Annotated in this window: 12 protein-coding genes; 8 read left to right on the top strand and 4 right to left on the bottom strand. The window is 52.9% G+C overall.

Features of this window, described 5'->3' with window-relative positions; all coding sequences use genetic code 11:
* Positions 1-39: 39 nt before the first annotated feature.
* Positions 40-1,341: a NarK family nitrate/nitrite MFS transporter gene (locus LX87_RS08115; RefSeq protein WP_111627721.1), complete on the bottom strand. Its 1,302-nt coding sequence runs from the start codon at positions 1,339-1,341 to the stop codon at positions 40-42.
* A 377-nt stretch (positions 1,342-1,718) separates the two neighbouring features.
* Complete coding sequence (gene cobA / locus LX87_RS08110) at positions 1,719-2,477, bottom strand: uroporphyrinogen-III C-methyltransferase (protein WP_111627720.1); 759 nt, start codon at positions 2,475-2,477, stop codon at positions 1,719-1,721.
* 279 nt (positions 2,478-2,756) lie between these two features.
* Here cobA and nirB point away from each other — a divergent pair, with 279 nt between their 5' ends.
* From nirB to LX87_RS08070, 8 genes are all read left to right on the top strand, one after another.
* On the top strand, positions 2,757-5,279 hold the full coding sequence (gene nirB, locus LX87_RS08105) for a nitrite reductase large subunit NirB (protein WP_111627719.1): 2,523 nt from the start codon (positions 2,757-2,759) through the stop codon (positions 5,277-5,279).
* Between the two features lie 84 nt (positions 5,280-5,363).
* Positions 5,364-5,720 carry a nitrite reductase small subunit NirD gene (nirD, locus tag LX87_RS08100; protein WP_111627718.1) on the top strand — a complete coding sequence of 119 codons (357 nt, stop codon included), beginning with the start codon at positions 5,364-5,366 and terminating at the stop codon, positions 5,718-5,720.
* Positions 5,721-5,726: 6 nt separating this feature from the next.
* On the top strand, positions 5,727-7,187 hold the full coding sequence (locus tag LX87_RS08095; RefSeq protein WP_111627717.1) for an ATP-binding protein: 1,461 nt from the start codon (positions 5,727-5,729) through the stop codon (positions 7,185-7,187).
* Entirely contained in the window at positions 7,184-7,873 is a 690-nt protein-coding gene (locus tag LX87_RS08090) for a response regulator transcription factor (RefSeq protein WP_111627716.1), read from the top strand. Before LX87_RS08095 ends, LX87_RS08090 begins: the two co-directional genes overlap by 4 nt.
* 407 nt (positions 7,874-8,280) lie before the next feature.
* Entirely contained in the window at positions 8,281-9,534 is a 1,254-nt protein-coding gene (locus LX87_RS08085; protein ID WP_111627715.1) for a dicarboxylate/amino acid:cation symporter, read from the top strand.
* A gap of 116 nt (positions 9,535-9,650) precedes the next feature.
* On the top strand, positions 9,651-10,088 hold the full coding sequence (locus LX87_RS08080; protein WP_111627714.1) for a chromate transporter: 438 nt from the start codon (positions 9,651-9,653) through the stop codon (positions 10,086-10,088).
* Positions 10,089-10,281: 193 nt separating this feature from the next.
* Positions 10,282-11,196 carry an ABC transporter ATP-binding protein gene (locus LX87_RS08075; RefSeq protein WP_111627713.1) on the top strand — a complete coding sequence of 305 codons (915 nt, stop codon included), beginning with the start codon at positions 10,282-10,284 and terminating at the stop codon, positions 11,194-11,196.
* Between the two features lie 107 nt (positions 11,197-11,303).
* Positions 11,304-12,635, top strand: a complete 1,332-nt coding sequence (locus LX87_RS08070; RefSeq protein ID WP_111627712.1) for an ABC transporter permease — start codon at positions 11,304-11,306, stop codon at positions 12,633-12,635.
* 79 nt (positions 12,636-12,714) lie between these two features.
* Here LX87_RS08070 and LX87_RS08065 read toward each other — a convergent pair whose 3' ends face one another.
* Together LX87_RS08065 and LX87_RS08060 are read right to left on the bottom strand one after the other, a co-directional pair.
* Positions 12,715-13,488, bottom strand: a complete 774-nt coding sequence (locus LX87_RS08065) for a LytR/AlgR family response regulator transcription factor (RefSeq protein WP_111628325.1) — start codon at positions 13,486-13,488, stop codon at positions 12,715-12,717.
* A gap of 8 nt (positions 13,489-13,496) precedes the next feature.
* On the bottom strand, positions 13,497-14,528 hold the full coding sequence (locus LX87_RS08060) for a sensor histidine kinase (RefSeq protein WP_111627711.1): 1,032 nt from the start codon (positions 14,526-14,528) through the stop codon (positions 13,497-13,499).

Below are 14,528 nucleotides of genomic sequence, written 5' to 3'. Positions count from 1 at the left end.
ACTGGCGGAGCCAACTCTTCATTCTTCATTCTTAATTCCTTATGCCGTTTGCAATTCGGCTTCGACGGGTTGAGCGACAGTAGCGTTGCCGAAATTGACCAGGAACAGCAGTAACCCGGCAATGGTGACAAGGCCGCCGATGGACAGAAATGCCTCACCGTAGCTGATCGATTGCGATTTGAAGAGAAAGCCCATCAGCATCCCGCCGATGTTGCCACCCGCCCCCACGACGCCCGAAATGACGCCCACGGCTTTGGGGTTGACAAAGGGCACGATGGCGTAGGTACTGCCGTTGGCCATTTTCAGAAACAGCGCAAAGGTGATCATGGACACAATCGCCAGCGGCAGGCTTCCGGCATTCGCAAAGAGCATGATGCCAAGCCCCTCCAGCAGCAGCATACTCGCCAGCAGAACGCCTTTGCCGCGCATCCCGTAGCTGACACCCACTTTATCGGCCACCATACCGCCCAGCGCCCGGGCAAAAATGTTCATGAAGCCAAACAGCATGGCCCAGAAACCCGCTTCGGTTTCGTCCATTTGAAAGTTGTCGAAGAAGTAGAGCGACGCCACCCCGTCGAAGGTAATTTCCATGCCGAAGCAGCAACCGTAGGCCAGCGCCAGCGCCCACACGCGAATGTCGGCGCAGGCTTTCCAGAAGCTCACTCGCTCGCCTTTCACGGTCGTTCGTTGAATCTGTTGGTAGTTGCCGTTGGGCGTATCGCTCGTAAACCGGTAATAGATATACGCCATCAAGAGCATTAGCACACCCGGCACAACCATCGCCAGTCGCCAGGCTTCCGGTTTGGTGTAGCCAAAGCCGACAATCGTTGCCATAATCAGGGGCATCGCCAGTTGCGTAATGCCTCCGCCGAGGTTTCCCCAGCCACCCGCGACGGCGTTGGCCGTTCCTTTGATTTTCGGCGCAAACATCATCGACGTGTGAAACTGCGTGATGACAAACGACGCCCCGATGACGCCAATCGCCAGCCGGAACAGCAGGAAGGTGGTGTAATCGTGCGCCAGACCAACCAGCATGACCGGAAATGCCCCCAGCACCAGCAAAGCCGTGTAGGTGTTGCGCGGCCCCCAGGTATCGCACAATTTGCCGACGATCAGCCGGGCAAAAATGGTGGCCGACACGGCGGCAATGATCGTATTGCCCACCTGGGGTTTGGTCAGCCCAAGGTCGGCGCGGATGACGGGCATCAGCGGAGCCAGTCCAAACCAGCCAAAAAAGCAGACAAAGAACGTCAGCCAGGTGATGTGAAACGTCCGCATTTGAATACCGCTAAAACGGAATATAGGCAGGGTTTCCAGCGGTTTATTGACGCGTGAATTCATGATGGTTCGTGTTAGTTTCCGAAAATTAACCGGGGACGTTGCGAAACCGGCACCCGGACTTACGTAGGGAGAAGCGTCAGCAGAAGGCATAGCACAGCCAGCCGCCCGCAGGAAACGTTCATGGCATACGCGGAAAGAAAAGCGCGGTCAGCACAAAAACCGATACATTACCACAAGGGCGTGACAGGCAACAGCCTGTGAAGACAGGACTTAGGAGCGATAGAGGGCTTCAACCGATGATCGGCTCCCGGCTAGACAACAGCAGTGAGATTTGCTTTACGTCAGTTTTTTCATTTTCTTTGAACTGTTTGTGTTTTACATAGACAAACCCGTTTAGCCGATCCAAAGGTGCCCCCACACCGGATCGGCTTTTTTAGTTATACAGTCACCGACAAGCCTCGCAGGCATTCGGCCAGATAGGACGGATGCAATTTGACGACTTCGCCGATGACCAGCACAGCCGGCGCCCCCACGCCCTGCTCTGCTACCAGATGCGGCATTTTCCAGACCTGACCCACAACGCACTGCTCGTTGAGCCGGGTTCCGTTCTGGACCACCGCCATCGGCACATGACCCCGCCCCGCCTGGCAATACATGGCGCAGATTTCGGCCAGTTTGTTCATGCCCATCAGCACAACCACCGTGGCCTTTGACTGAACCGCCAGCCGCAGATCGTCGGACAGTTCGCCGTGGCGGGTAGTGCCGGTAATGACCCAGAAACTTTCGCTCACCCCCCGGGCCGTGACCGGAATTCCCTGCGATGCCGGAACGGCAATGCAACTGGAAACGCCCGGCACGACTTCGCACGCAATACCGTACTGCCGAACGTGTTCGTATTCTTCGTACCCGCGTCCGAATACGTAGGAATCGCCCCCTTTCAGCCGAACGACGTGGCCGTGTTCCTGCGCCAGCCGCACAATCAGAACATTGATTTCTTCCTGCGAAAACGACGCTTTGCCGGCCCGCTTGCCTACGTAGGTTTTCAGCGCGTGTTCCGGCGCAAAATCCAGCAGGCTGTCGTTGGCCAGATCGTCGTACAGCACAACATCGGCTTGTTGAAGCGCCCTGATCCCTTTCAAGGTGATCAATTCGCCGTCGCCGGGACCCGCCCCCACGAGTGTAAGCTTTGGCTGCATGGTTATAGTGTTTTAGTTACCCGTTATAGTCAAAATCTACTATTACTACTATTTACTAATTCTGGAATTATTGCTTCAAATTTAGAGTCGAAATTTTGAAAAACAAGACATATCAATAAAAACAAGATTAAAATTTAAGTTATTCAGAATAAAAATATAGGAATTAGCAAAAAGTCAGTTTACTTTTGAACCATAGTATTCTAATACTAATTGGGGAATTTTGTTAGAATATTACAATAAATAAACGGGTTTGTTTTATTGATATAGTCACTATTAACTATGAACACAGGCAACATGCAGCGCGTCGTTGTGATTGGCAATGGCATGGTCGGCTACAAATTCTGCGAAAAGCTGGTAGCCAAACAAAAAAACGGGCAACGGTTCAGTCTGACGGTTTTCGGGGAAGAGCCGCGCGTTGCCTATGACCGCGTTCATCTGAGCGCGTATTTTGCGGATAAAACAGCCGACGAACTGACACTGGCGCCCGAAAGCTGGTATGCCGAAAACGGTATTCAGCTTTACCTGACCGATCCGGTGGTTGACATCGACCGCGAGCGCCGGGAAGTCCGCTCGCACCACGGTTTGGTTGTGCCGTATGACTATCTGGTGCTGGCAACGGGTTCGGGTGCGTTTGTGCCGCCCGTGGCCGGGGTCGAAAAAGATGGCGTGTTTGTCTACCGCACCATCGAAGACCTGGACCTGATTCAATCGTACGCACGCAGGGCCCGAAAGGGAGCCGTCATGGGGGGCGGTTTACTCGGTCTGGAAGCGGCCAAAGCCCTGCTCGACCTCGGCCTGGAAGAAGCCCACATCATTGAATTTGCACCCCGGCTCATGCCCCGGCAAATCGACGATGCCGGTTCCGGTGTTCTGCAACGTCAGCTCGAATCCCTGGGCCTGACGATTCATCTTTCTAAAAATACACAGCAGATCACGGGCGAGGATACCATCCGGGGCATTCAGTTTGCCGACGGCAGTATTTTAGACGTTGATATGCTGATTATTTCCGCCGGGATTCGCCCGCGCGACGAACTGGCCAAAGCCAGCGGTCTGGACACCCACCCGCGCGGGGGTATTCTGGTCGACAATTTCCTGCAAACCTCCGACCCCACGGTTTTTGCCATTGGCGAATGTGCGGTTGCCCACCACATGATTTACGGTCTGGTAGCGCCGGGTTACGACATGGCCGAAGTGGTAGCCGCCCGGCTGATGGGTGAAGAAAAGGAATTCAAGCCATACGATATGTCGACCAAACTGAAGCTGATCGGCACCGACGTGGGCAGTTTTGGCGACCCGTTCATCAGCGAGCCAACCGGGCGAACGATTACCTACGAAAACAAAGCCAAAGGCATTTATAAACGCATCAACATCACGCCGGACGGCAAAACGCTGCTGGGCGGTATTCTGGTGGGCGATGCCGAGCAGTACCACATGCTGCTGCAAACCTGCAAGAACAAAACCGTCTTGCCCCCCAACCCCGAGGACCTGATTCTGGGCTCACGCGGGGGCGAAGCAACATCCGCTGGGGGCGTCATGGGATTGCCCGACGACGCGCTGATCTGTTCCTGTGAAGCCCTTACCAAAGCGCAGCTTTGCCACGAAATCGGCGAAAACGGCCACACGAGCATCGATGCACTTAAGAAAGCGACCAAAGCCTGTACGGGTTGCGGAGGTTGTACCCCCCTGGTGAAAGACCTGATTCAGGGTGTGCTGAAACAGCAGGGCCACTACATCCGGAACGTCCTCTGCGAACACCTCGACTACACCCGCCAGGAACTGCTCGATCTGGTGAAAATCAATCACCTGAAAACCTTCGACGAGGTGCTGGACAAATTCGGCCAGGGCGACGGCTGCGAAGTCTGCAAACCCGCCGTAGCCTCACTGCTGGCGAGTTTGTGGAACGAAAACATTCTGGAACAGGGCCGCGCCACCATTCAGGATTCCAACGACCGGTTTCTGGCCAACATTCAGAAAGGCGGCACCTACTCGGTGGTGCCGCGCATTCCGGGGGGTGAGATTACGCCCGACAAACTGATTGTGATTGGTCAGGTAGCGAAGAAATACGGTTTGTACACCAAGATTACCGGCGGTCAGCGCATCGACCTCTTCGGCGCACACGTCGGCGACCTGCCCCTGATCTGGGAGGAACTGATTAACGCCGGTTTTGAAAGCGGACACGCCTACGGCAAATCGTTGCGGACGGTGAAAAGCTGCGTAGGCAACACCTGGTGCCGGTTTGGAGTGCAGGATTCGGTGTCGTTTGCCATCGAAGTGGAAGACCGTTATAAAGGGGTTCGGTCCCCGCACAAGCTCAAATCGGGCGTGTCGGGCTGCATCCGCGAGTGTGCCGAAGCGCAGAGCAAGGATTTTGGCATCATTGCCACCGAAAAAGGCTGGAACCTGTACGTGGGCGGCAACGGCGGCTCCAAACCGCAACACGCCCAACTGCTGGCGTCGGACGTTGACAAGGAAACCTGCATTCGCTACATCGACCGCTTCCTGATGTTTTACATCAAAACCGCCGATCCGCTGACCCGCACGGCCACCTGGCTCAACAAAATGGAGGGCGGCATGACCTACCTGAAAGCCGTGGTGGTGGACGATGTGCTGGGCATCGGGGCCGATCTGGAGCGCGAAATGCAACTACTGGTCGATACGTTCAAGTGCGAGTGGAAAGAGGTGGTCGACAACCCGGAACTGCGCAAACGGTTTACCCACTTCGTAAACGTCCCCGAACTGAAAGATCCGACCGTGGAATTTGCCACCCTGCGCGACCAGAAACGGGCCAAAGAGTGGAAATAACCATCGGTATTCTCAGCGCCATTCGCCCCGGTGTTACACTGTGGGCATAAATCCTTGTTTTCACGCATTAACCGATTCAGAATCATGGAAGCACTTATTGCTGACAAAGACGAAATTACGTGGTTTTTGGCCTGCCGGGTTGAGGATGTACCCGCCGACGGGGGTGCCTGCGTTTTGCTCAACGGCCACCAGATCGCCATTTATAACTTTGCCCGCCGGGGCGAGTGGTACGCTACCGACAATGAATGTCCGCACCGCCAGCAGATGGCCCTGTCGCGGGGCATGATCGGCAGTCAGGGCGACGAACCCAAGGTGGCCTGTCCGTTTCACAAAAAGACGTTTTCGCTCCGGAGCGGGCAGTGCCTCAACGACGAAAGCTACCAGATTACCACCTTCCCGGTTAAAGTAACCGACGGAATGGTGTATATTGGGCTGGAATAAGCAAAAATGGCCCAACTCGAACAGCAGGTTGCCCGGCGGTTAACCCGGTTTTATATTCTGGCGCTCACGGTACTTGCCGTGCTGGCGCTGAGTGGCCTGCTGTTCATTCGGCAAACCCTGAACGATCATGACGACGACAGCCGGGTGGTCAATGTGGCCGGTCGGCAACGGATGCTGAGCCAGCGACTTACGAAACTGGCCCTGCTGCAAACAACCGAAATTCCGACACCGGACACGGCTTCGTTTACTGCCCTGCTGAACACCTGGAGCCAAATCCAACGGCAGTTGCGCGACGGTACGCTGCGGATGGAAAAGGACTATCTGGTGCGCAAAAGCCGCCGGATTGACCAGATGCTGGCGCAGATCGAGCCGGTTTTTCAGTCCATGTACCAGAATCTGGTCCGGATCAATACGGCATCCACAACGCCGGAAGAGAAAAAAGCCGCCCTGCAAGCCGTGTTACAGGCCGAACCTCTGTTTCTGGAACAGATGAACGCCATCGTTTTCCAGTTCGATCAGGAAAGCTTTGAACGGGTCCGGGCACTCGAACGGATTGAATGGGTGCTGACCATAGCGACCCTGCTGACGCTGCTGATCGAAGGTCTGTTGATTTTTAGGCCCGTGGTTAAGCACACCAAAGACGTTATCCGTAAACTGACGGAGTCGGATGAGGCCCTGCGCCAGACCAACGCCCAGTTGAATATGGCCAATTACGACCTGGAAAATGCTAATCGGCAACTGGTCATTACGCAGCGCGAACTTCTGTGGGCAACCGAGGAAAAATACCGCCTGCAAATGGCGGAAGAGAAGATTCGCTCGGCGGGGCTGCTGGAAGGTCAGGAAGAAGAACGGCGTCGGTTTGCGCGCGAACTGCACGACGGTATTGGCCAGATGCTGACCGGGTTGAAACTTCACGCCGAAAAGCTAAAAGCCGTACCGTTTGCGGAGCCAAAGCACCGCGAACGGTTTGAAGAACTGTGCAACCTGATTTACGACGTGATTCAGACGACCCGCCAGACCTCCCACAACCTGATGCCGTCGGTGCTGAACGACTTTGGGCTGGGAGCGGCTTTGCAGTTTCTGGCGGAACAAACCACCCGGTCTTCCGGCATTCCGGTCACTTATGAGGGCGAAACGGAGGGGAAACGATTGACGCCAGCCCAGGAAATTGGTCTCTACCGGATTGCGCAGGAAGCCCTCAACAACGCCATGAAACACGCGGAAGCCCGGCAGATCATCATTCGCTGGCAACACGACGGCAATAGCCCGACGCTGACCGTGGAGGACGACGGGAAAGGCTTTGTACAAAAGGCCGCCCCCGAAAAAGACGGTCTGCCCCAACCGACTCACGGCCTGGAGAATATGCGCACCCGCGCCCGTCTGCTGAACGGTGAGCTGACCATTGCATCAAAACGCAAAAAAGGAACGAAAGTCACGGTTTGTTTAACCGATACCCGCAACGCATGACACCAATACGAATTATGGTTGCCGACGACCACTCGGTGGTCCGAAAGGGCGTCCGGCTGTTGCTGGAAGATGAGGCTGATCTTGAGATTGTTGGAGAAGCACCCGACGGCGATGAGGCCATTGATCTGATTCCGGTCCTCAAACCCGATGTGCTTTTTCTGGACATCACCATGCCGCGGCTGTCGGGCATTGAGGCCCTGCAAATCATTACGCAGCAATTCCCGAATGTCCGGATTCTGATGTTCAGCATGCACAACAACAAGGATTATATTCTGAAATCGGTGCAGTATGGCGCGGCTGGCTATTTACAGAAAGACACCGACCGGGAAGAAATTCTGCGGGCGATCCGGGCCGTGGTTAGTGGTGATTTGTACTATCCACCCAGTGCCTCATCGGTCATCATTCGCCATCTGGTCCTGCCGAATACGTCGGGCACCAAAGAGAAAATGAGCCAGCCGCCGGCAAAAAAATCGTCAATCTGGAACAAGGTCAGCTCGCGCGAAGCCCAGATTCTGACCTGTCTGATCGAAGGCATGAGCAGCCAGGAAATTGCAAACCGTTTCGACATCAGCGCCAATACCGTCGCCAACCAGCGCGCCAGTATCCTGCGAAAAGCAGGCGTAAAAAATACCGTCGAGCTGATTCGGCTGGCGCTGGATGAAAAGCGTTCCGGCGGCAATGCCTAAAAAACGGAGCCGGTATTTCGACAATCAACGTCTGTTTCCCAGCGCGGGCGTGAACCGCTGGTCAATAAACCCCATACAACGGTTTCAAGGACGATCAGAAACGTCCGTCTGAACAGGAAATGGAATCGGATGAAGTGCCGCAAAGCGTCATTTTCAGAGTTGCCGCCTATTTTTAGTAAAAACATACACCCTTTCGGTATTCCTGTAATAACCCATCATACCATCAGTCAATAGCTATCCTATCACCTTCTGCCTCACTTTCAGACAGCATTTGGATTGTTTTCCAGCGAGGTTTGTGCATTTCGGAGCTTATCCGGCCCATTTTGCCCGAATTCAGATTTTTATCCTATTTTTGTTTTTGGTCAACCGGCTGCTTGTCCCGCATTTATTCACTATTCTTCATCTGAATGAAACTAAACATCACTACTAAAATCGTTATCGGCTTTGCACTGGGGGTTCTTATTGGTCAAATCCTGCATAGTACCTCCGACCCGGAAACGGCCGCTGCGATTGGCAATAAATTCCAACTGATAAGTAAGGTTTTTCTGAAACTGATCAAGATGATTGTTGGCCCGCTGGTGTTTTCGACGCTGGTGGTCGGCATTGCCAAGCTGGGTGATTTTAAAGTGGTTGGCCGCATCGGCATCAAAACCCTCGGTTATTTTTATTTTGCCACCATTCTGTCGCTGCTCGTAGGGCTGGTGGTGGTAAACATCACGCGCCCCGGTACGATCCAGAGCTGGCCCCGTCCGGCGGCAGGCACGAGTATCGGGATTGAGGGCAAGAAACTGAACAGCGTTGAAGATTTCATTCTGCACATCTTCCCCGACAGTGCGTTCCGGGCGCTGGCCGAGAATGAAATCCTGCAAATCGTCGTCTTTTCGCTGTTTTTCGGTATTGCCCTGGGAGCCATTGGCGAGAAGGGAAAAGGTTTGATGAAAGCCCTCGACGCCCTGAGCGAACTGGTTTTCAAGATGGTTGGCTACGTGATGCAACTGGCTCCGTACGCGGTTTTGGGAGCCATGACGGCGGTTGTGGCCGCCAAGGGGCTTGGCATTCTGATTTCGTACGCCTATCTGCTGATCTGTTTCTACGGCGGTTTGCTGTTTTTTATCTTCGTGATTCTGGCTGGTATCTGCGCTTTCATGCGCATTCCGTTCTTCAAACTGCTGAAACAGATGAAAGAATCGCTGCTGCTGTCGTTCAGTACGGCCAGCTCGGAAGCCTCTCTCCCCCAGCAGATCAAAGCGCTCGAAAACTTCGGCATTTCGCCCCGCATCATCGGCTTTGTGCTGCCGCTCGGCTATTCGTTTAACCTCGACGGTTCGATGATGTACATGACGTTTGCCACGGGTTTTCTGGCCCAGGCTTACGGCGTTACACTCTCGCTTGAGCAACAGGTTATCATGCTGCTGACACTGATGGTGACCTCAAAAGGCATTGCGGGTGTGCCCCGGGCGTCGCTGGTGGTCATTGCCGGAACGATGGCGATGTTCGATCTGCCCCCCGAAGGACTGGCCCTGATTCTGGGCATTGACCCCTTTCTGGACATGGGCCGGTCGGCAACGAGTGTGGCCGGAAATGCCGTGGCAACCTGCGTGATTTCCAAGTGGGAAGGCGATTTTGTCAAACCCGGAGAAGAGGTTGCGCTGGAAGAATAAAACCGTTCTGACCAGAAACAAGGGATTTTTGCCGTTTACACAATAGTCTTTCTCCGGCCTGCTTTAAGTGTGTAAGTTCGCATCTTCATATAAACAACATCTACTTAGTTTCGAACATGACACAACAAGCAGTTTTAGAAGCGGAACTGGCTCCTTACTTTACCGAGAAGGCTCCTTTTCAGGTTCCATTCGGTTTCCGGGAAGGATTTGTCAAGTACTGGCCCATCGTATCCCTTATTTTTCTGATCATCGCCATTCCCGCCATTCTGGTTTTTCTGGGATTGGGAACAGCCCTGCTTCCCGTCTCATTTCTGGGCGGTGTTGGCCTGGGTTTGCAGTACAACATCTCCATGATTCTAGCGATTGCCGGAACCGTGCTGAGCATTGCCGCTCTGCCGGGTTTGTTCAACCGCAGGCGCCAGGGCTGGGTGTTCAGTTATTATGCCCAACTCATCAGTATTCTATCCAGTCTGATCACCCTGAGCATCTTTTCGGTTCTGATCGGATTACTCTGGCTGCTCCTGCTCTTTCAGGTACGGTCTTATTACCGATAAAAATCTAATTCGGTCTCTTTTCATCTTCAGGCTACCGACAGCACGCTGTCTGGTAGCTTGTTTATTTTATACCGTTTGTGTAGAATTAAGTTTCTTTGTCATAAACCTGTACGGTACTTTTGACCAATCTCTACTTTTGGTGTATAGCCAGCCGCGAAGCCCCAATTGGAATACGCATCTTAACCACAATTGAATGAATATTCTGGAAACCCATCACATTGTCAAACAATACGCTCAGCACCGGGCTTTGGACGACGTTAGCATCAACATCCCGCGCGGCCAGATTTTCGGTCTGCTGGGACCCAATGGCGCCGGCAAAACCTCCCTTATCCGAATCATCAACCAGATTACCGGCCCCGACCAGGGCGAAGTGTTCTTCGACGGCCAACCGCTGGGTCCGCAGCACATCGGCCGCATCGGCTACCTGCCCGAAGAACGCGGACTGTATAAAAAGATGAAAGTGGGCGAACAACTGCTGTACCTGGCCCAGTTGAAAGGGCTTAGCGAACGACAGGCCCTGGATAAACTCAAAGACTGGTTTGTTAAATTCGACATTAAAACGTGGTGGACCAAAAACGTGGAGGATTTGTCGAAGGGAATGCAGCAGAAAATTCAGTTTGTAGCCACGGTAATGCACGAACCGGATCTGATCATCCTCGACGAACCCTTTTCCGGCTTCGACCCGATCAACGCCAACCTCATCAAAGACGAAATTCTGGAACTGCGGCAGAAAGGCAGCACCATTATTTTCTCGACCCACCGGATGGAATCGGTCGAGGAGCTTTGCGACCACATTGCCCTGATCAACCGCTCGAAAAAAGTGCTCGACGGCCCCAAGAAAGCCATCAAGGAACAATTTAAAACAAACACCTACCACGTTGAATACCAGGGCATTTTAAACGATTTAAATCCAACGTATACGGTTCTGGATAAAAAACCGCTGGAGGACGGTTATCAGCGGGCCAACATCCGGATTCCGCCCGATGCCGCTGTCAATGATCTGGTCCGCGACCTGATCGACCACGTAACCGTACGCTCGTTTGGCGAGAACATCCCCTCCATGAACGACATTTTTATCAAAGCCGTCGGCGAAGTTCCAACTACCTAACTAATTGTGAATGAGCGAATGACAGAATGAGTGAATAGCTCCGCCATTTCCTGCTTCCAGCGAAGCTATTCACTCATTCTGTCATTCAGTCATTCTATCATTAAATCATGCGAACCATATTTTTGATTCTCAAACGTGAATACCTGGTCCGGGTCAAGAAGAAGTCGTTTCTGATCATGACCTTTGTCACGCCCCTGCTGGTTTCCTGTCTCTGGCTGGTTCCGATCTTTTTCGCCATGCGCGATATTGATCAGAAGAAAGTTGAGGTGATTGACGAAAACGGCAAGTTTGCCCGGACCTTTAAAAACACGAGCCAACTGGTTTTCACGCCGGTAAAGCTCCCGGTCGAACTGGCTAAAAAAGATTTTGCCCAAAGCGGTTATGACGTGCTGGTTCACATTCCGAAAGACATTCTGGAAAACCCCAAAAGCCTGAAAATCTACGCCGAAAAGAATGTCAGTCTCGAAGTGAAGAATGGCATCGAGAACGCCGTGGAACAGGAGATTGAAAACATCCGGCTGCTGGAAGCGGGGATTGACCGGAAAGTCCTGGAAAGCACCAAAGCCAACGTTTCGTCGGACACCTACAGCCTGAGCGAAGAAGGCGAAAAAGACAGTAGTTCGGGTGCGGCAACGGGCATTGGTTACTTTTGTGCCTTTGTAATCTACATGGCCATTTTCATCTACGGTGTGCAGGTCATGCGGGGTGTTATGGAGGAAAAAACCAACCGGATTGTCGAGGTAATTATCTCATCGGTCAAACCGTTTCAGTTGATGGCGGGTAAAATTACCGGTGTTGCCCTCGTGGGGCTGACGCAGTTTATGCTCTGGATTCTGCTTACGTTTGGCATGTCCTCCGTTCTTTCCAGTTTTCTGGGTCAACGTGTAGGACCACAGAATCGCGTGGAGATGATGACCCAACCGCCCGCTCAGAACCAGACCGCACCCGCCGAAAAACCCAAGTCCGAGCAGCAAAACAATCCGGTCAATTCGGTTTTAAAAGCCATCAGTACGCTCGACATTCCGCTGATTATCGGCTGTTTTCTGATCTACTTCATTGGCGGGTACCTGATTTACAGCGCCTTATTTGCCGCCGTTGGTTCCGCCGTCGATAGCGACACCGACGTGCAGCAGTTTATGTTTCCCGTTACCATGCCGCTGGTCCTCTCGTTCATCATGGCGCAGTTTGTCATTCGCGAGCCCGACGGGGCGGTGGCCTTCTGGATGTCGATGATTCCGTTTACCTCCCCCATCATCATGATGGTGCGGATACCGTTTGGGGTGCCCTTCTGGGAAATTGCCGCATCCGTGGTAGCCTTGATAATCGGTTTTCTCGGTACGGCCTGGCTGGCAGCCCGCATCTACCGCGTCGGCATTCTGATGTACGGCAAAAAACCGTCGTACAAAGAACTGGCGAAATGGCTGTTCTATAAAGTCTAAAAAGCGAAGAGTTAAGAATGATGAGTGAAGCCCGGCAGTAAACGGACTCATCATTCTTAACTCTTAATTCTTCACTCTCCTAAGTGTTCAGCCAGGTTTTGAAGGAATCGGCGCGCTCACGGCTGACGGACACTTCTTCTTCGGAGGGGCGGTGTTTCAGCCAGATTCGGAGCCGACCGTTGAAGTAGGGTTCGATGCGCTCGATGGCCGATAAATGGGTGATGTACTTGCGGTTGACCCGGAAAAAAAGCCGGGGGTCCAGTTTGCTCTCCAGTTCGTCGAGCGTTTCATCGACGACGTATTTACGGTTTTGGTTCGTAATCAGAAAAACTACTTTGTCGTCGGCGTAGAGGTACATGATGTCCGCCGTTTCGACCACATCGAACCGCCCCCCCTGCTTGATCAGGAAACGGTTTTTGTACGTAATCGGCTTAATGCCAAACTCTTCAAGCATTTTTGCCAGATTTTCGGAAGCTCCCGACTGCAAGCTCGCGTCCTGCCGCTGATTCCGGAATTTCTGAATGGCCTTCGCCAGTTCTTCCTGTTCAATGGGTTTGAGCAGGTAATCAACGCTGTTGACCTTGAAAGCCCGCAGGGCATATTCATCGTAGGCGGTCGTAAAAATAACCGGCGTTTTGACATCAACCTGCTGAAAAATTTCGAAACTCAGACCGTCGGCCAGTTGAATGTCCATCAGCAGCAAATCCGGGGCCGGATGCGTCTGCCACCAGCGCACAAAAGCCCGTACGGTATCAATTTTCCCTAAAATTTCGGCATCGGGTGCCACTTCCCGAATCAACCCCTCCATTCGTTTGACGGCCAGCGGCTCGTCTTCCACAATTAAGATTTTCATTCCTGTCATCAATTTCCAACCGTACGGTGGGCCGCCGGTTCCAGTAAAGGTAATTTAACCACAAACTCCCGCTCCGTCTGCGCAATGACCACCGGGCGGTCGGCGGCCAACTGTACGTAACGGTTTTTCAAATTTTTCAGGCCAATGCCCGTTGAATCGGTCCGCAGCCGGCTTTTAGGCTGATAGGAGTTCGACACCACCAGACAATCCTTTTCGGTATAAATCCGGATTACCAGCGGTTTTTCCAGCGAACACTCGTTGTGCTTGACCACGTTTTCCAGCAGCGTCAGCAAGCCCTGCGTAACAATCTGACGGCTTCGGTCGGTTTCCGACAGGTCCACGGCATACTGAAAGCTTTCCCCAAACCGCATCTGATTGATAAACAGGTACGATTCCGCAATTTTCAGTTCCGTAGCCAGTTCGATGGTGTTCTGTTCGGAATGTTGCAGGCTGTAGCGAAAAACCTTCGAAAGCCGTTCGACAAACTGCACCGATTTGCCGGTATCTTCCGGAATTAGGGCGCTCAGGATGTTGAGCGAATTAAACAGAAAGTGGGGATTGACCTGGTTTTTGAGGGATTCGAACTCGGCTTTCAACACGGCCTGTTTCAACCCTTCTTCCATCAGCAGCAGGGCCTTCCAGCGTTGCACGAACGATTTCAGCGAATAAACCGCCGTGATGCCCGCCGTGATGATGGCAAACAATCCGCAGATGGAGCAGTAATCCGTAGTCCGGAAATCGACATTACCGAAGCAATCCAGGCTCAAGGTGGCAACAAAACCGGTTATGGCGGCCAGAATACCGCTCGATGTAACCGTTAGCGAAACCAGCTTCTGGGGGGATAACTGTTCCGCCGAGTGATTCAGAATATACGGTATAAACCAGGATAAAGCCGTGTAAATCAACAAGCCACTACCAATGACAATGCCAATAATGGTCCACTTTAACGGAATCGGAATGGTCGATTCCGTCATCATTAACGCATAAATCAGCAACGCCAGCAGACTCAGCAGAATACACAGTCTTAATTTATTTCTCAT

Source organism: Larkinella arboricola (assembly GCF_003259745.1).
Lineage (GTDB): Bacteria > Bacteroidota > Bacteroidia > Cytophagales > Spirosomataceae > Larkinella > Larkinella arboricola.
This window is presented reverse-complemented; position numbering and strand designations above follow the sequence as displayed.

What these genes read in the sequence shown, in the direction of transcription:
- LX87_RS08115 (WP_111627721.1), bottom strand. Translation starts at nt 1,341, where the DNA reads ATGAATTCACGCGTCAATAAACCGCTGGAAACCCTGCCTATATTCCGT.
- cobA (WP_111627720.1), bottom strand. Translation starts at nt 2,477, where the DNA reads ATGCAGCCAAAGCTTACACTCGTGGGGGCGGGTCCCGGCGACGGCGAA.
- nirB (WP_111627719.1), top strand. Translation starts at nt 2,757, where the DNA reads ATGAACACAGGCAACATGCAGCGCGTCGTTGTGATTGGCAATGGCATG.
- nirD (WP_111627718.1), top strand. Translation starts at nt 5,364, where the DNA reads ATGGAAGCACTTATTGCTGACAAAGACGAAATTACGTGGTTTTTGGCC.
- LX87_RS08095 (WP_111627717.1), top strand. Translation starts at nt 5,727, where the DNA reads ATGGCCCAACTCGAACAGCAGGTTGCCCGGCGGTTAACCCGGTTTTAT.
- LX87_RS08090 (WP_111627716.1), top strand. Translation starts at nt 7,184, where the DNA reads ATGACACCAATACGAATTATGGTTGCCGACGACCACTCGGTGGTCCGA.
- LX87_RS08085 (WP_111627715.1), top strand. Translation starts at nt 8,281, where the DNA reads ATGAAACTAAACATCACTACTAAAATCGTTATCGGCTTTGCACTGGGG.
- LX87_RS08080 (WP_111627714.1), top strand. Translation starts at nt 9,651, where the DNA reads ATGACACAACAAGCAGTTTTAGAAGCGGAACTGGCTCCTTACTTTACC.
- LX87_RS08075 (WP_111627713.1), top strand. Translation starts at nt 10,282, where the DNA reads ATGAATATTCTGGAAACCCATCACATTGTCAAACAATACGCTCAGCAC.
- LX87_RS08070 (WP_111627712.1), top strand. Translation starts at nt 11,304, where the DNA reads ATGCGAACCATATTTTTGATTCTCAAACGTGAATACCTGGTCCGGGTC.
- LX87_RS08065 (WP_111628325.1), bottom strand. Translation starts at nt 13,488, where the DNA reads ATGAAAATCTTAATTGTGGAAGACGAGCCGCTGGCCGTCAAACGAATG.
- LX87_RS08060 (WP_111627711.1), bottom strand. Translation starts at nt 14,528, where the DNA reads ATGAGAAATAAATTAAGACTGTGTATTCTGCTGAGTCTGCTGGCGTTG.